Origin of the sequence: Evansella cellulosilytica DSM 2522 (genome assembly GCF_000177235.2) — a bacterium.
Classification (GTDB): domain Bacteria; phylum Bacillota; class Bacilli; order Bacillales; family Salisediminibacteriaceae; genus Evansella; species Evansella cellulosilytica.
Genome location: NC_014829.1, coordinates 3517362 through 3534492 on the forward strand (window position 1 = coordinate 3517362; position 17131 = coordinate 3534492).

Annotated in this window: 14 protein-coding genes and 1 other annotated feature; of the genes, 4 read left to right on the forward strand and 10 right to left on the reverse strand. The window is 37.2% G+C overall.

Features of this window, described 5'->3' with window-relative positions; genetic code table 11:
• Positions 1-33 precede the first annotated feature (33 nt).
• The 4 genes from BCELL_RS16305 to ftsW form a co-directional block, all read right to left on the reverse strand.
• On the reverse strand, positions 34-747 hold the full coding sequence (locus BCELL_RS16305) for a pseudouridine synthase (RefSeq protein WP_013489876.1): 714 nt from the start codon (positions 745-747) through the stop codon (positions 34-36).
• Positions 744-1406, reverse strand: coding sequence for a hypothetical protein (locus BCELL_RS16310; RefSeq protein ID WP_013489877.1), 663 nt, complete (start codon positions 1404-1406; stop codon positions 744-746). The genes BCELL_RS16305 and BCELL_RS16310 overlap by 4 nt, the downstream gene beginning before the upstream one ends.
• A gap of 341 nt (positions 1407-1747) precedes the next feature.
• Positions 1748-2926 (reverse strand): rod shape-determining protein RodA, encoded by a 1179-nt coding sequence (rodA, locus tag BCELL_RS16315; protein ID WP_013489878.1) that lies wholly within the window; start codon positions 2924-2926, stop codon positions 1748-1750.
• A 27-nt stretch (positions 2927-2953) separates the two neighbouring features.
• On the reverse strand, positions 2954-4147 hold the full coding sequence (ftsW, locus tag BCELL_RS16320) for a putative lipid II flippase FtsW (RefSeq protein WP_013489879.1): 1194 nt from the start codon (positions 4145-4147) through the stop codon (positions 2954-2956).
• A 175-nt stretch (positions 4148-4322) separates the two neighbouring features.
• Between ftsW and BCELL_RS16325 the strand changes: the two genes are divergently transcribed.
• Positions 4323-4631, forward strand: a complete 309-nt coding sequence (locus BCELL_RS16325) for a winged helix-turn-helix transcriptional regulator (RefSeq protein ID WP_013489880.1) — start codon at positions 4323-4325, stop codon at positions 4629-4631.
• A gap of 321 nt (positions 4632-4952) precedes the next feature.
• Here the strand turns inward: BCELL_RS16325 and BCELL_RS16330 are convergent, their stop codons facing one another.
• Positions 4953-6593: a putative polysaccharide biosynthesis protein gene (locus BCELL_RS16330; RefSeq protein WP_013489881.1), complete on the reverse strand. Its 1641-nt coding sequence runs from the start codon at positions 6591-6593 to the stop codon at positions 4953-4955.
• Positions 6594-6845: 252 nt separating this feature from the next.
• Here BCELL_RS16330 and BCELL_RS16335 point away from each other — a divergent pair, with 252 nt between their 5' ends.
• Positions 6846-7808 (forward strand): DUF4349 domain-containing protein, encoded by a 963-nt coding sequence (locus tag BCELL_RS16335; RefSeq protein WP_013489882.1) that lies wholly within the window; start codon positions 6846-6848, stop codon positions 7806-7808.
• Positions 7809-7855: 47 nt separating this feature from the next.
• Here the strand turns inward: BCELL_RS16335 and BCELL_RS16340 are convergent, their stop codons facing one another.
• The 3 genes from BCELL_RS16340 to BCELL_RS16350 form a co-directional block, all read right to left on the reverse strand.
• Positions 7856-8260, reverse strand: a complete 405-nt coding sequence (locus tag BCELL_RS16340; RefSeq protein WP_013489883.1) for a secondary thiamine-phosphate synthase enzyme YjbQ — start codon at positions 8258-8260, stop codon at positions 7856-7858.
• Positions 8261-8285: 25 nt separating this feature from the next.
• Positions 8286-9086, reverse strand: a complete 801-nt coding sequence (gene proC, locus BCELL_RS16345; protein WP_013489884.1) for a pyrroline-5-carboxylate reductase — start codon at positions 9084-9086, stop codon at positions 8286-8288.
• 384 nt (positions 9087-9470) lie between these two features.
• The gene (locus BCELL_RS16350) at positions 9471-10163 is read right to left on the reverse strand and encodes a hypothetical protein (RefSeq protein WP_013489885.1); all 693 of its coding nucleotides are present in this window, start codon (positions 10161-10163) and stop codon (positions 9471-9473) included.
• Positions 10164-10444: 281 nt separating this feature from the next.
• Between BCELL_RS16350 and BCELL_RS16355 the strand changes: the two genes are divergently transcribed.
• Positions 10445-11740 (forward strand): BaiN/RdsA family NAD(P)/FAD-dependent oxidoreductase, encoded by a 1296-nt coding sequence (locus tag BCELL_RS16355; protein WP_280967010.1) that lies wholly within the window; start codon positions 10445-10447, stop codon positions 11738-11740.
• A gap of 137 nt (positions 11741-11877) precedes the next feature.
• Here BCELL_RS16355 and leuS read toward each other — a convergent pair whose 3' ends face one another.
• Positions 11878-14295: a leucine--tRNA ligase gene (gene leuS / locus BCELL_RS16360; RefSeq protein WP_013489887.1), complete on the reverse strand. Its 2418-nt coding sequence runs from the start codon at positions 14293-14295 to the stop codon at positions 11878-11880.
• A gap of 59 nt (positions 14296-14354) precedes the next feature.
• Positions 14355-14596 (reverse strand) — a binding site (T-box leader).
• 103 nt (positions 14597-14699) lie between these two features.
• Complete coding sequence (locus BCELL_RS16365) at positions 14700-15908, reverse strand: MDR family MFS transporter (RefSeq protein ID WP_049786712.1); 1209 nt, start codon at positions 15906-15908, stop codon at positions 14700-14702.
• 187 nt (positions 15909-16095) lie between these two features.
• Here BCELL_RS16365 and ltaE point away from each other — a divergent pair, with 187 nt between their 5' ends.
• Entirely contained in the window at positions 16096-17112 is a 1017-nt protein-coding gene (gene ltaE / locus BCELL_RS16370) for a low-specificity L-threonine aldolase (protein WP_013489889.1), read from the forward strand.
• The last annotated feature ends 19 nt before the right edge of the window (positions 17113-17131 follow it).

Consider the following 17131-nt stretch of genomic DNA (forward strand, 5'->3'; position numbering starts at 1 on the left):
AAGCTAAACGAAACTTTTGATGCAAGGCTTCGTTTAGCTTTTATTTTGTTCTCTCAAACCTGCCACCTCTTCGTCTGTTAATTCACGATACTCTCCAAGTAATAATGATGGGTCTAATTTAAGGGGACCAATAGTTTCTCTCTTTAAGTTAATTACCTTTCTTCCAAGAGCCTGAAACATTCTTTTCACTTGATGAAATTTACCTTCTGTTATTGTTAAGAAAATCACTGTATTATCATTTCCATATGTAAGCTTGGCCGGTTTTGTTATATATCCATCGTCTAATTCAACTCCAGCTATTAAAGATGCCTCATCTGCTGATGTTAAGGGGGCATCAATATGTACACGATACGTTTTATCCACTTTTTTCTTAGGTGATGTTAACTGGTGTGCAAGTTTCCCATCATTTGTTAACAACATGAAACCTGTAGTATCCTTATCTAATCGTCCAACTGGGAAAGGATCATATAAAGCATGTTCAGTAGCCAATAAATCGACAACCGTTTTATCAGTAACATCCTCTGTAGCGGAAATAACCCCTTTTGGTTTATTCATCATAAGATAGATAAACGGCTTATATTCGATTACTTCCCCAAAAACTTCAATATGGTCTTCCGAAGGATCAATTTGCCTTTTTCCATCTTTTATTAATTCACTATTAACAGTTACCCCACCTTTTTTTAGCAAGCCCTTCACTTCTTTTCTAGAACCAAAGCCAGTATTAGATAAGAGTTTATCAATTCTCATTGGTCACTTTTCCTTTCTTTAAGAACTTGTTGGCCAAAACCACCTAATTTATTATGTAAATAAGCATGAATAACTCCGGGAATCATTTGTTTCCCTGCATGCTCAATGATCTCCTGAGAAATGTCTCTATTATTCAATTCCTCTTCAAATTCACATATCGCTTCAATGGCAATTTTAGTTGCTATCTTATTAACAAAATAAACTTCCTCCTCCTCTGCCCTAACAATATCGATCGCCCCTTTAAAAAAAGTTCTTATCGACTCCATTTCACCTACATTTGCCCTAGGTATACCGGCGAGACCTTTTCTATCCTTCATTAATTGGGTTGCCTGGGTAATGAATTTTACTGGTATGATGCTTTGTGTACGTTTTATAAGCGACTGAACATCTTTAGCTTTCCCTTTCGTCGCACAATAATATATTTTTGCATGAGGATGTAAGTCTTCCACATGCTCTTGAAGAAAGCGTGGGATCGCTTTTTCCGGTAAAAACAGCCATACTTCCTTTTCTTCATAGAAATTTTCTCGTCCTATCCATTTTATGTTTTCCCTCTTAGACTGTAATATAGCTTCCTTCGATCTAGAAAACACTTGAATAATTTGATCATTTGGTAATATTTCTATCATTGCTTTTGCTAACTGTCCGTATCCAACAAACATCGTTGTCCCCCCCATTTATATGTACACAGTTTGAAAATTCATTGTTGATTTGACTTAAGATCACTCGTTTTCCAATCCACAAGCGGGTTTTTTTTCTAATGTGTTAACCTCAAAATGTAGTGAACTGATCTACTAGTCAATGAAAGAGGGTGACTCAGAAGGTCTAATTATTACCTTTTGAGTCACCCTCTAAGCCCTGTACGGATCTCACGCAATTCCTTAAAGCCCACTATAAACAGATTCTTATAGTGGGCGCGCAGCGAGTGTAGCCATTGTCAAGATTTTCTATTGCACAGGGACACTCTCTGAACATCATATGTTCTTACATCTGTCTATATTTCTTACTCCTCTTCACCAAACATGTAGTGTTTCGTCCGAATATTGACATTTAAAGCTATACCTATTGCAATCATATTCGCCATCAAGGCGCTTCCTCCAAAGCTTATAAATGGAAGAGCTAATCCTGTTATTGGTACAAGCCCAACCGTCATCCCTATATTTTGAAATACTTGGAACACGATTAGCGCAACAACACCAGCTACTAAATAAGTGCCAAACGTATTGTTACAATTAAATGCAATAATCACTAATCTATAAAGAAGCAAAAAATAAATTACAATGAGCAGCGTAGCCCCAAAAAACCCAAAATCTTCGGCAATGGCAGTAAAAATAAAATCAGTATGCAGCTCTGGGATATCTCCACTCGCAGTTTTCACACCTTGGCCAAGACCACTTCCGTACAATTGTCCAGCACCTATTCCTTGAATTGCATGAAATAATTGATATCCATCACCTGCTATGTTAGCAGAAGGATCTAACCAAGCATAAATCCTAGATAATTGGTGTGGTTTAATAATATCAATAAAGATTTCGAAAAAATTATTGTGTAGCCACACTAAAAAACCAATTGCTGAAAGAGCCAACGCTCCTAATAACCCTATCATTCGATAAGTAACGCCAGATAGCAATATCATACTAAACATGATTGCAGCAACAACTAATGATGTCCCTAAATCTGGCTGAATGAGGATTAGAACAAATGGCGGCATCCCCACCGCAAGAATAAGGCCAACAACGTAACAATCACTTTTAAACGATTTTTCTCTTGGCTTTTTCGTAATATTAAATAATAAGTGAGCTAAAGCAATAATGACAAATATTTTCACAAACTCTGATGGTTGGAAAGCAATAGGGCCAATCTCTAACCATCTTTGTGCACCTAATCTTTCTTCTCCAAAAAAGTGAACACCAAGGAGTAATAACATTCCTATAGCATAAAGTGGAATGGAAAAGCTTTTAAATACTTCGTAATCAATACTCATGGCTGCAAGCATTAAAAGGGTCCCGATTCCGAACCATATGACTTGTCTTTGTACAAAGTGTAGTGGGTCTAAACTCCATCTATCAGTAACTGCAGCGCTACCTGAATATACTGCCATAAGGCTAATACACATCAGCAAGAATAATAAAAATAATAGGGTAAAATCTAATTGTTGTAACGGTGATTTACGTTCTTGCATTTACTCCACCTTCTAATTTTCACAAATTTATCTAACAGGACGAAGCGGAGTTTTAACTGGTATTTCAGTTTCATCATTTTCATACTCCTCTTCATTTACGAGCTGTTCTTTTCTTTCTCTCTCCACTTTCCTAGATATATTGACTAATATCCCCATAGAAATAAAAGTAACCATTAAAGAAGATCCGCCATAGCTTAAAAATGGGAAAGGAATACCAGTAATCGGTAATACACCACTTACTGCTCCTGCATTAAATATTACTTGAATCGCCAACTGAAATACAATACCAAATGCTAATAACGAACCGAAAGTATCTTTACACCTTGCTCCGATTATGATTCCCCGTGTAATGATTATTAGCATAAATGTAAATACAAATGCTATCCCTATTATTCCTAACTCCTCGCTAATAATCGCTAATATAAAATCGGTATGTGCTTCTGGTAAGTAAAATAATTTTTGAACACTTTGTCCAAGTCCTGCTCCGGATAGCCCACCATGTGAAATAGCAATATAAGATTGAACAAGCTGGTAGCCATCTGTTGCTTCTAATTCAAAAGGATTACGATGACCAATTAAGCGATTTAAACGGTATTCTGCAGAATGCGCATATTGATATAGTCCCCACACTGCTATACTCCCAATCGATACGAGGTGTAAATATCTAGCTCCAGAACAAAATGCAATTAACAGAGCTACCATGACAATAGACGTCGCGGTACCGAGATCTGGTTGTCTCATGATTAGTAGAAATAAAATGACCACTATAAGCAGAGGTGGAAACACGCCTTTTAATGTATTAATGTATGATTGTTTTTGCGAATAGACATATGCTAAATAAATGATTGAGCCTATTTTAACAAATTCAGAGGGCTGAATTTGAAAGCCACCTATACTAAACCAACGAGTCGCACCACCTACTGTTACGCCCATTGTAGGAATAAAAATGAGACCTAGCATAATAAAGCAAGCGAGTACGATGAAAAAAGATAGTTTTTTAAAATGACGATACGGAAAAAACATAAAAAATATAAATAAAATGGACGATACAATAATCCACTGAAGCTGTCTATCAAAAAAGTGTGAAACATTTCCTTGTGTTTCGTATCCTTGAACGAAACTAGCACTATATATCATCACTAGACCGAATACCGAAATTAATGCTACTGCTGTGATTAATACCCAATCTATATAAAGACCCTTATTTTCCTCATGTTCCAAGGAGCTCACCATCCTGATCGCTTTTACTAATTCTTACATTATATCAGATGATCTATCACTCTAAAAGATACTTCACTCTTTACTTTACAACTTATATTACGTACATCTAGCAAATAGGGCAACTTACAAAAAATAAGTGAGGTATGCTATACTGAAGGTTAAGGAGATGATGTTCATGGTTCAAATTAATCTTTGTCCTAAGTTTGAATCTGCATTTGAATTATTAGGTAAGCGTTGGAATGGGTTAATTTTACGAGTTCTATTACAAGGCCCACAACGGTTTAAAGATATATCTGCTGTAATCCCAAGCATGAGTGATAAAATGCTAGTTGACCGTTTAAAACAACTTGAAGAAGCTGGATTAGTAGAGAGAACCGTTTATCCAGAGACACCAGTAAGGATAGAGTACAAACTAACTGAAAAAGGCAAAGCGCTAGAAATTGCAATGAACGAGCTACAAACTTGGGCAGAAAACTGGATATAAGAAAGGTTGAGTCAAAAGGTCGATTTTTTACCTTTTGAGTCAACCTCTAAGCAATGTGCGTAGCCGCCGCAATCCCTTAAAGACCACTATAAGTGGTTTTTTTATAGTGGTCGCGCGGTGAGTGGAGCCATTGCCAAAACTTTTTATAGCTTTTGGGACACCCTCAAGCGGTGAAGAAATGAAGCCACATGTATTTAAAGTAGTAGTGAGTGCTCTTCTCGCTAGTACGCATGGCATCATTTCCAGCGCCAATTCCGCCAAGTGAAGGGAGACTCGAAAAGGTTGATATTTACCTATTGAGTCTCCCTTACTCATTTTATATTAATCTGACGATCTTGCGACACGACGTTTTTTACTCAAAAATTTGAAACGATGACCTAAAATTTGTCCAGCTAATCCAGATCGAACACTTAAGTACCCATATGTGAGTAATCCTGCTACTATCGAAGTAAACAAAATGGTTGCTCCATTTATCCAAGTTTCTAGTGGGAGGATCGCTCCAATAAGATTCCTTACTAAGAAAACGACAAGCGCCATCAAACTAGCAAACATGACGATAAGTAACAGTCTCTTTGCTAAAAATTGATAATCATATTGCGCAAATTTTCCAATTGCCCACACATTCACCCCAATAGCGATGACGTACCCTACTCCTGTAGCTAAAATAGCTCCAGCTGGACCTAACCATACAATCATTAAATAAGTGAAAGTTAATTTAAAAATCAATCCAGCTAATAATGCGATAACAGCATATCTTTGACGATTAATCCCTTGTAATAAAGAAGATGTCACCGCAAATATTGAAAACAAAATTGCTACAGGTGCATAGTACTTAAGCATATATGCGCCAATTTCCATATCTTCTAATCCAAATAATGTTGCATATGCAGAATCAGATAGTAACACGAGACCAACAGACGCTGGAATACTTAAAAACAATATAATTTGATAAGTTTGTGTTATTTGTTTTTGTAAGGTAGCATGCTCTTTATTAATAAACGACTTTGTAACAGTTGGTAAAATCGTCAAGGACATTGCTGTTGCAACAGAAACTGGGATTAATATAAGTTTATGTGCTGCCTGTGCAAATGCACCAAAGTACATATCTACTTCCGTTTGTACATAGCCGATAGCTCGCATTGCTGAGTTAAAAAATAAAATATCTACATTTTGATAAAGCGGTATAGCAAGGCCAACAAATGATATTGGCAAAGCGTATGTTAAAAGCTCTTTATACATTTTTGATAAAGGTATTTGGTGATCCATCGTGCTTGTTTCAATTTGCTTATTGATGTATCCCTTCCTTTTCCACCAATAAATAAGTAGAACTAGAAGTCCACCGAGCGCCCCTACAAAGGCTCCAAATGTAGCAAAACCTACTGCTGTCCCTATTGTACCTTGCCACACTTCAAGAATAATGTAAGTTAATAATAAAATAAAAATGATCCGAATAATTTGTTCAATCACTTGTGAGATTGCAGTTGGCCCCATAGAGCCAAAGCCTTGAAAGTAACCACGTATTAAAGCCATAATTGGAACGATAAGTAAAGCAACACTTACCATTCTAATTGTAAACACACCATCTTGAATCGTATTCCCTTGAAGTTCCCCCGGATCTAGGACATGATTTGCAATTGGTTCCGCAAGTAAAAACAAAATAATAAATGCAATAACGCCGGTAATAGACATCACTATAATTCCAGACTTAAATAACCTTTGTCCTGTTCTATAGTCTCCTAGCGCATTATACTTAGACACAAACTTTGATACAGCGAGCGGTATTCCGAGAGTCGCTAAACTAAGAATTAATGTATATGGACCATATCCATATTGATATAATGCTAGCCCCTCTAAACCTACGATCGCTTTAAACGGAAATATATATATGAGGCCTAACGCTTTAGAAATAATGATACTGGCAGTTAATATCATCGTCCCACGTAAAAGCTGTTTATCTGACATTTTTATTCTCCTACCTTCAATAATATAGACTTAATGTCTATTATGATTCATTCTTATAAAATGAAACGACCTGGTAGCATTTTACCATACTTCTTATGCGAATATCATAATATATCCACACATAACACCGAAAAAGATTCGCACTATCATTATTTTACAAATAACGGAAACCTTTTTTATTTCTTAACGACTATAAAAGAAAAAAGTGTATGTTCGCATCTTTTATGGGCGTACACGAAAGGGGCGTCATTTATGAAAAAATACAGTTTCTATATGCTCGCTTTGTTTAGCCTTTTAACCTCTATTCTTTTTGCTTGTAGTGCTGGTAACAACGACATCTCTTTAGAAGCTAGAGATAGCATGCCAGAAGAGGCTGTTTATGATTATGATGACAGCGATGCTGGATTTTCGGAACTAGAAGGTAGAGCTTTTGATGAACAGAGCGTGGAGACTTCTATTGATGTAGTAGACAGTGTTACTACAGAAAGAATGGTTATTTACACTGGAGATATATCTGTTGAGGTAGAGAGCTACGAGGCTATACAGCAAAAAACACAAGAGTTTGTGCAAAAGGTAGGAGGATATATCGTAGAATCTACACTTTATCATAGTGAACGTGAACAAGCATTTGGTACTTTAACTGTAAGGATACCACAAAATTACTTCCATCCTTTTATGGATGAGCTCGCTTCTGAAAGTACAAAAGTGTTAGATCGTTCTATAAGCGGTAATGATGTAACAGAAGAATATGTTGATCTTGAATCTCGTTTACGATCAAAAAGAACTGTAGAGGAAAGGCTTTTATCCTTTTTAGAAGGTGCAGAGAATACAGAGGATTTATTGAAAATCTCGAATGACTTAGCTAAAGTACAAGAAGAAATTGAACAAGTTACTGGTAGAATGAACTTTTTAGAAAATCATGTTGATTATTCAACCGTGCACATCCATATTAGTGAAAGGCAAATTTCGGTCCCTTCCATTAACGAGGGAGAATCACTTAATACGTGGAAAAAGGCACAGAGTTTATTTATTGATACAATTAACTTTATACTGTCATTCCTCTCAACAGCGACAGTTCTTTTAATTGGCCTTTCACCTGTGCTGCTCCCAGTTATGATAGCTATTTGCATTATCGTTTATGTACAAGTGAGAAAAAGAAAAAACTCTACTAACAATAACGAGTCAGAAGAGAAAAATGAAAATGATAATGATTAACTAACATACTTTTGGAAGGAGTAGCTTTGGGAGTCACATCTCCCTAGCTATCCTTCCTTCATTATTTTCATATATATATGACGATTCCTTGGTCCATCAAATTCACAAAAATAAATACCTTGCCATGTTCCTAAGATTAGATTCCCGTCCTCTATTATCACAACTTGCGAAGCACCAACTGTGCTTGCTTTTAAATGCGAAGCTGAATTTCCTTCAACATGTCTATATTGACGATGTGTCCATGGATATACTTCATCTAGTCGCATGATCATATCATGTTTTACATCAGGATCTGCATTTTCATTAATTGTAATTCCTGCAGTCGTATGGGGACAATAAATATATACGACACCAGAATGAACCCCCTGCTCATTTACGAAGTTTTGTACTTCATTAGTGATATCAAGCATTTCATCTCTCGTATTCGTTTTTAGTGCCATTTTTTTAAGCATGTGTAACCCTCCACATTATCCATCGTTATTTCCCTTGATTTCTAGCATGCTTGTTCGTTGCTTCAACTGCACCTTCGATTATTTGCTGAAAGTTTGCCTCCTCGAGTACTTTTAACCCTTCGGCTGTTGACCCTCCTGGTGAAGCAACTTGAGAAATTAACTGTTCTGGTTCCGAACCACTTTCCAACATCGCAATGGAGCCACTAACCATTTTTGTTACGAGCTTTCTCGCTTGTTCTCGTGTTACACCACTTTTCATAGCCGCCTTTTCTAGCGCTTGTACGAAAGTATAAACAAATGCTGGTGCACTTCCTGTAATTGCCGTCATATCGTGTACTTGCTGTTCTGTCAGTTCCTCAGCTTCTCCAATTGCAGATAAAATAAAATGAATGAGGTTTCTTTCTGTATGATTAACATGTTTACCACAAACAAATGTAGACATTGACTTCCCTATTTGAGCCCCCGTATTTGGCATAATCCAACAAACTGACGTTCCGTTAGGCAATCTCTTTTCCATATATGTAGGATCAATTCCTGCAGCTACAGTAATAATGAGCTGACCATTCACAATTCCACTTAATATTTTCAGCTGTTCCTCTTGTGATTTAGGAGGAGTTGCTAAAATAATGCATGAATTGTCCTCTACTTCCTTCGTCCAATCTTCGGTTATAGCAATGTTATATGTATGTTTTAAATGATTTAATCTACCCTTGTCCGTACGGTTTGCAACTGTCAGTTTTCCTAATTGTTCTTCTTTTTTTACTAATCCAGAAATAATTGCTTCGGCCATTCTACCGGCACCAACGATGAGTATATTCGTTTTCATCGATGTATCCCTCCTTCTACATGTCTCACTTTATCATGATAGAATGCAGAAGAAAAGGAACCTAGCATGATAGATATCTCCATCTCGAAAAAAAGGTGACTCAGTAGAGATTTTTTTGAGGGCACTGAAAAAGTGGCGTTCTTTCACTTTTTCAGTGCCCCTAAGCAATGTGCGTAGTCGTTGCAATCGTTTAAAAGCCTGATAGGAGTGGGTTTATCCTATCAGGCGCGCAACGAACGTAGCCATTGCAATACAAATAAAAGGCACTGAAAAAGTTGTTTTGTACTTTTTCAGTGCCATTGTGTTCTTTCACTTTATCAGTGTCAATCCGATATTTACCTTTTGTAGCCCTTAAAATTTTTGCCTTTGAGTCATCTTTTAGTATTAGCTAATATTTTCTAACCTTTTTTCTAAACGCTTCATTCTCACTTCATCTTTATTCGCCTTTTCATAATGCTTTAGCTTTCTCTTTAAGCGAGATTTCGTCCAATCATCACCAGCAATCCCTTTTTGGTTTAAATAGATTGCAAAGAAATCAACGTTACCACTTTCATATTTAAATTGATCTTCCACAATTTCAAAGTAGTGTTCAAATGCTTCATAAATAGTAGCATTATCCGGTACAAAATCACCATATTTCTCCATACATAGTTGATAATTTTTCTCTCTTAATTTAGTTATAAACGTATTTAAAAATAGTTCTTCATTATTTGAAACTTTGTATCCTTTGTGTTCAAGAAGCTGAACAAAGATTTTAAATTCACTATGATAATAGGAATATGCTTTTCTCATTTCCTTAGTCATACTAATATTTACACTAACAGTACCTTCGGAGCGAGCCTGCAACATGTTCAATAATGCTTTTTGAACCTCTGGCTTCAACAAAAAGGTTGGATGAACTGTCCTCAGGTACTTCTCAACCTCGTTATTCAATAGACATTGTTGCTCTTCTTCTTTTTTCATACGCCTCAAGGCTTCTAACCTTTCCTGTTCAGCATATGCCATAATTCTTTGCTGTGTCTCTTCTGCCCACACAGCGCGTTTCGCTTCAAACTTCTTAATTAAGTGTTGAAACATGTGCCTCTCCTCCTTCCAAATTGCTGTTAATTTTTTTACCAACTGAAGTGTAACATATTATAAATAGAAATAAAACAGAGTTTTTGTAAAAAATACTAATTATTAAGTACTTAATGTGAACTAACCTCTTCTCACCATTATATATGATGTAATATACCGTTATTTGGTGAATTTAGAGATAGTATTTAGGCTCATTTTTCTATAATTTATTTATTGAATACATTAACTAGCCTAGTCGCAGCTTTGTTTTCGATTTAAAAAATGATACTCTTTATATTGAAATAGGAAAGATGGTGAAAAATATGCATGCTGACGTAATCGTTATTGGTGGTGGCCCAGCAGGCTTAATGGCTGCGGTAGCCGCTGCTGAATATGGAGCAAAAGTCGTTCTACTTGATAAAGGAAGTAAACTAGGCCGTAAACTTGCGATTTCTGGTGGAGGCCGTTGTAATGTTACAAACAGAGCGGACGTAGAGGAAATTATCGCGCATATCCCAGGTAATGGGCGCTTTATGTATAGTCCTTTTTCAGTATTCAATAATGAAGATATTATACAGTTTTTTGAAAACTTAGGAATCAAATTAAAAGAGGAAGACAATGGAAGGATGTTCCCTGTAAGTGACAAAGCGATAACTGTTGTTAAAACACTCATTGAAAAAGTCCAAAGCCTTAAAGTAAGTATTAGAACTCGAACTGAAGTGAATGAAGTGCTATATGATTTTTCAAATTCAAAGGTAAAAGGGGTACAACTCGTTTCAGGAGAGGTAATTGAAGCACCTAATGTCATTATCGCTGTTGGTGGAAAATCAGTTCCTCATACAGGTAGTACGGGTGATGGTTATCCGTGGGCCAAAAAAGCAGGTCATACTATTACTGAACTATACCCTACAGAAGTGCCGATTACAGCTAATGATCGTTTTATTAAAAATAAAGAACTACAAGGATTATCACTTCGCAACGTTAAATTATCAGTACTTGATCCGAAAAGCAAGAAGCTAGTAAAAGGTCACGTAGGTGACATGATTTTTACTCATTTTGGTATTTCTGGTCCAATCGTTCTTCGTTGTAGTCAATACGTTGTGAAAGCTAAAAAAAAGTATCAGGTTAAAGCTGTACCACTGGCTTTAGATTTATTTCCTGATAAGCATGTAGACACTGTTATTACGGAGATTGAAAGCCTACTCGTGGAACAACCGAAAAAGGCAGTCAAAAATGTACTAAATAGCTGGGTACCAGAGAGATTATTACCATTATTATTTAAAATAAGCGATATTGATCCACTTATGATACAGCCAGAAATATCAAAAGAAAAAATAAGGTCTTTAGCAAATGTAGTGAAAAGTTTTCATATATCAGCTACAGGAACACTTTCACTTGAAAAAGCATTCGTCACTGGTGGTGGTGTTTCAGTAAAAGAACTGCAGCCTAAACGAATGGAATCTAAGCTAATGAAGGGATTATTCTTCTGTGGGGAAGTACTGGATATTCACGGCTATACTGGTGGATACAATATAACTGTTGCTTTTTCTACAGGATATACAGCAGGACAAGCTGCCGCAATGAATATGTGGGAATAGAGACTGACTAATAGGTTGACATTAACCCTATTAAGTACTTAACACAATATATATAGCAAAACACTAATACCTAACTTCATTGCAAGCTAGGTATTAGTTTATTTTGCCAAGACTTTTCTATCGTTTTTGATTCAACCTTAGTTAGCTACAATATTGACAAGTTTTCCAGGTACTGCAATAACCTTTCGAACTGTTTTCCCTTCAATTTCTTCTTTTACTTTATCAATTTCAACTGCTTTTTGCTCCATGTCTTCACGACTTGCGTCTTTAGCGATAACAAGCTTCGAACGCACCTTACCATTAACTTGGACAACAATTTCTACTTCATTCTCTACTAACAATGACTCATCATATATTGGCCACGTAGCATATGCAATTGTTTCTTCATGTCCAAGCTTACTCCAAAGCTCTTCACTAATATGCGGAGCTACTGGTGAAAGTAATTTCACAAATCCTTCAATATGAGACTTACATAATTCCTCTTGTTTGTATGCCTCATTTACAAATACCATCATTTGTGAAATTCCTGTATTAAAACGTAATCCTTCAAAGTCCTCTGTTACTTTTTTTACAGTTTGATGGTACGCCCGTGTCATATGTGCAGATCCCTCTTTATCAACAATGGCGTGATTTAGCTCTCCATTATCAGATACAATTAATCGCCAAACACGATCAAGGAAACGGCGTGCACCGTCTAAACCATTTGTGCTCCATGCTATCGATGCATCCAATGGCCCCATAAACATTTCATATAACCTTAATGTATCCGCACCATGGCTTTTAATGATATCATCAGGATTCACAACATTTCCTTTAGACTTACTCATTTTTTCATTTCCTTCACCAAGAATCATTCCTTGGTTATATAGCTTTTGGAATGGCTCCTTCGTTGGAACAACACCAATATCGTAAAGAAATTTATGCCAGAACCGTGCATAAAGTAAATGGAGAACAGCGTGCTCAGCTCCGCCAATGTAAATATCTACTGGCAACCACTTTTTCAATAATTCAGGATCCGCAAGTGCTTCGTCATTATGTGGATCAATATAACGTAAATAGTACCAACAGCTTCCTGCCCATTGTGGCATCGTGTTCGTTTCACGTCGACCTTTTTTACCAGTTTCAGGATCTGTTACATATAACCAATCGGTTGCATTCGCTAACGGAGATTCGCCTTCTCCAGATGGCTTAAACTCTTCCAATTCTGGGAGTGTTAAAGGTAGCTCCTCCTCAGGTACAGCCTTCATCGTACCGTCTTCAAAGTGAATGATTGGAATTGGCTCACCCCAATAACGTTGTCTACTAAATAGCCAATCACGAAGGCGATATGTTACCTTTCTTTCTCCACGGTTGTTATTTTCTAACCATTCGATCATTTTGCTAATGGCTTCTTCCTTATCAAGCCCGTTTAGGAAATCCGAGTTAACATGCGGACCATCGCCAGTATATGCCTCTTTAGAAAGGTCACCCCCAGAAACTACTTCAACGATTGGAAGATCAAATGCTTGTGCAAATTCGTAGTCTCTTTCATCATGGCCCGGTACAGCCATAATTGCACCTGTTCCGTAGTTTACGAGTACATAGTCAGCAATCCAGATTGGTAGCTTTTCTCCACTAACTGGGTGTATCGCATAAGCACCAGTGAAAACACCGGTTTTGTCTTTAGCAAGCTCCGTTCTTTCTAAATCACTTTTTGTTGCTACCTTCTTTTGATATTCATCAACAGCCTCGAATTGCTCTGGTGTTACAATTCTTTCAACTAGCTTATGCTCTGGTGCTAGTACGATGTATGTTGCGCCATATAGTGTATCTGGTCTTGTAGTGAAAACAGTAATTGTATTATCGACGCCTTCAACATCAAATGTTACATCTGCACCTTCCGAACGTCCGATCCAGTTGCGCTGCATATCCTTTAAGCTCTCCGGCCAATCGAGTTCTTCTAGATCCTCAAGTAAACGATCTGCATAAGCAGTAATGCGTAGCATCCATTGCTTCATAGGGCGACGCTCTACAGGATGACCTCCGCGTTCACTTTTTCCATCGATGACCTCTTCGTTAGCCAATACTGTCCCGAGCGCTGGGCACCAATTTACTGCTACTTCATCTACATACGCAAGTCCTTTCTCATAAAGCTTTAAGAATATCCATTGCGTCCACTTATAATAGCTTTCATCCGTCGTATTTACTTCTCGGTCCCAATCGTAGGAAAAACCAAGTGCTTTAATTTGCTTTCGAAATACATCAATGTTCTTCACTGTAAATTCATTTGGATGATTTCCAGTATCTAATGCATATTGCTCTGCTGGAAGTCCGAACGCATCCCACCCCATTGGATGAAGTACATTGTACCCTTGCATACGGCGCATTCTTGAAAGAATATCCGTTGCAGTATAACCTTCAGGGTGTCCTACATGAAGTCCAGATCCTGAAGGGTACGGAAACATGTCTAGCGCATAAAAATTCTCTTTCGTTGTGTTCTCCTCAACTTTAAATGTTTTGTTTTCTTCCCAAACTTTTTGCCACTTCTGCTCTACGAACTGATGGTCAAAAGCCATCGCCAAAACCTCCCATTATACATCTTAAGATGACAAAAAACCTCCCATCCCTAGCGTAAAACAGGGACGAGAGGTTGAAATCCTTCCCGCGGTACCACCCACGTTAGCGGTGAAAAAGCAAATAGCCGCTCTCTTTGACCTGTAACGTAGGTTATTCGTTAAAGAGTAATGAGATATTGTGATACTCTGTTCCTCTTTACAATTCCAAGGCGAGTTCATCAAATTCCACGGTTAACTTCCACCACCCGTTAACTCTCTGAAAACGTGTTCGTTGACTACTAGTCCTTGTCGTCATCTTTCGACTATATTCAAATAGTTTTAATTATTGTTATTGTATGCATCCAACACTGTAGTGTCAAGCATTCTACGAATATCATTTACCTATTTTTTCAATTTTAAACTTTTTATGATGCAGATGATTCTACTTTTTTTCTTGAAAACGTCGTATTTGCTATTTTTCGATCAAATATGAGTGTTGTTATAAATGGAATAACGAACATAAAGGCTATGACGTAAAATAAAATTGCCATTCCAAACATATCTGCTAAAAAGCCGCCAAATAACGGACCGATAACACGGCCACCTGTTCCTACACTATTCACGATCCCTTGATAAAATCCTGCTTTTCCTTTTGGTGCTAGCTGATGAGCGATTGTTGGTATCGCAGGCCATACGAACATCTCACCTATCGTTAATATAATCATAGCTGCTAAAAAGGCTGTGAATACCTCTGCTTGGGATAACACTAAGTATGAACCCATAAAGATTGCTAATCCTACATAAATCTGTGATTTTAAAGAATGAACAAATCGATTTATAAAGTATTTAATAATAGGCTGACAAAAAACAATCATACACCCATTTATTGTCCATAATAAACTGTATTGCGTAAGTGGGATGTCTAGGTTTTGCGTATGAACAGAAACAGTGGATGCCCACTGTGCATATGCCACCCAGCAAATAAGAAAACCAAAACACAACATGAGTAATGCATGGAATCGTTTTTTATTTTCTATTATTGCACCTTGCTCAAATACATTTGTCGTAGCTGCACTATCCTGTTCTACTTTAATATGACGAATCGCAAAAAATGCTAGGAGGAAAAACCCAACATACATCATTCCGTTACCGAAGAAAACGAGATCAAAGCGATAGCTTGCTAAAAAGCCACCAATCGCTGAACCAGCAGCGACCCCTACATTTTGTGCAACATAGATCGCATTAAAGGGACGCCTGCCCCCTTCTGGCCAAATTGCACCAGCCATTGCATACATACATGGAACCATTAAACCTGCTCCAAAGCCTAAGCCCATGAGAAAGATAATGTAAGCAATAAAGGAGTAATGGAAGAATGCTAAAAGAAATGCACTAGTCATTGTAATTGTAAGCCCAATTGAAATAGTACGATAACCGCCAATTTTATCGAAAAGCTTGCCACCAATTAAGTTACCGATAATACCTGATAATCCATTAAACATAAGAACAGTACCTGCAACTGTCAATGACTGTCCAAGTACTTGGTTAATATATATTGTATTTAAAGGCCATAAAAAAGAAGCCCCTGTCACGTTGATTGCCATTCCAATAACGAGAATCCAGATGGCCTTAGGCATTTTAGGCATAAAGCGCCCTCCTTATTTCGTAATACTAAGTAAATTTTAGTCGATGTTAGATCTTTTATCAATACTAGATTTTTACCTTAATGTCTGTTACCCCTCTTTCCTTTTAAACATACTGGTGTATATTTACGAATGTATGGTAGGATGTTTTACAGATAATAACGGAAAGTGTGGGACGATAATGATCGATTTAAGAAGTGATACAGTAACGAAACCATCCGATGAGATGCGCGAAAAAATGTTGACAGCACTCGTTGGTGATGACGTATATGGCGAGGACCCTACAGTAAATGAACTAGAGACATATGCCGCTCAACTATTTGGAAAAGAAGCAGCATTATTTGTTACAAGCGGTACACAAGGGAATCAAGCTGCGATACTATCCTATACGCAGCCTGGGCAGGAAATCATAATGGATAACGAATCACACGTTTTTCTATATGAAGGAGCTGCTACTTCTGCATTTGCAGGTGTACAATCGAGGACGTTAGCACATCGTCGTGGACAAATTGCCATTGACGATATAGAAGCCGCGGTTAGAGGTGAAGATATTCATTTTCCAGAGACTTCCCTTATATGGCTTGAAAACTCTCATAACCGTAGTGGCGGTTCAATTTTACCTTTGACGTATATAAAAGAGGTTTATCAACTAGCTCGCTCTTATCATGTTCCAGTTCATATTGACGGTGCAAGAATATTTAATGCATCAGTAGCGAGTAACATAGCGATAAAAGAATATGCAGCTTACGCTAATTCGATTCAGTTTTGTTTATCAAAAGGGCTAGGTGCTCCAGTAGGATCCGTTTTAGTAGGAGATAAGGCCTTTATCGACCGTGCTCGAAAAAAACGTAAAATGCTCGGTGGCGGATTAAGACAGGCAGGTGTGATAGCAGCCCCTGGATTATTAGCATTAAAATCAAATGTCGATCGCCTTACCGAAGACCATGAAAATGCAAAAAGGCTCGCTAAAGCAATTGAACAATATACGGCACTAAAAGTCGTTAACAAAGTGGAAACAAATATTATTTTAGTTGAAACTTCTGCTTCTGAAAATTCTTCTCAAGAATGGTTACAAATTTTCAAAGCAAAAGGTATTTTGGCCGTTGCCTTTGCTCCAACAGTAATTAGATTTACTACCCACCTCGATATTTCAAAGGAAGATATCGATGAAGTTATTTCAACATTAAAGAATCTTTAAATACACTTTTGAAAGGTTG

Bases quoted from the DNA above. Each gene is read 5' to 3' on its own strand.
- BCELL_RS16305 (WP_013489876.1), bottom strand. From the start codon at position 747: ATGAGAATTGATAAACTCTTATCTAATACTGGCTTTGGTTCTAGAAAA.
- BCELL_RS16310 (WP_013489877.1), bottom strand. From the start codon at position 1,406: ATGTTTGTTGGATACGGACAGTTAGCAAAAGCAATGATAGAAATATTA.
- rodA (WP_013489878.1), bottom strand. From the start codon at position 2,926: ATGCAAGAACGTAAATCACCGTTACAACAATTAGATTTTACCCTATTA.
- BCELL_RS16325 (WP_013489880.1), top strand. From the start codon at position 4,323: ATGGTTCAAATTAATCTTTGTCCTAAGTTTGAATCTGCATTTGAATTA.
- BCELL_RS16330 (WP_013489881.1), bottom strand. From the start codon at position 6,593: ATGTCAGATAAACAGCTTTTACGTGGGACGATGATATTAACTGCCAGT.
- BCELL_RS16335 (WP_013489882.1), top strand. From the start codon at position 6,846: ATGAAAAAATACAGTTTCTATATGCTCGCTTTGTTTAGCCTTTTAACC.
- BCELL_RS16340 (WP_013489883.1), bottom strand. From the start codon at position 8,260: ATGCTTAAAAAAATGGCACTAAAAACGAATACGAGAGATGAAATGCTT.
- proC (WP_013489884.1), bottom strand. From the start codon at position 9,086: ATGAAAACGAATATACTCATCGTTGGTGCCGGTAGAATGGCCGAAGCA.
- BCELL_RS16350 (WP_013489885.1), bottom strand. From the start codon at position 10,163: ATGTTTCAACACTTAATTAAGAAGTTTGAAGCGAAACGCGCTGTGTGG.
- leuS (WP_013489887.1), bottom strand. From the start codon at position 14,295: ATGGCTTTTGACCATCAGTTCGTAGAGCAGAAGTGGCAAAAAGTTTGG.
- BCELL_RS16365 (WP_049786712.1), bottom strand. From the start codon at position 15,908: ATGCCTAAGGCCATCTGGATTCTCGTTATTGGAATGGCAATCAACGTG.
- ltaE (WP_013489889.1), top strand. From the start codon at position 16,096: ATGATCGATTTAAGAAGTGATACAGTAACGAAACCATCCGATGAGATG.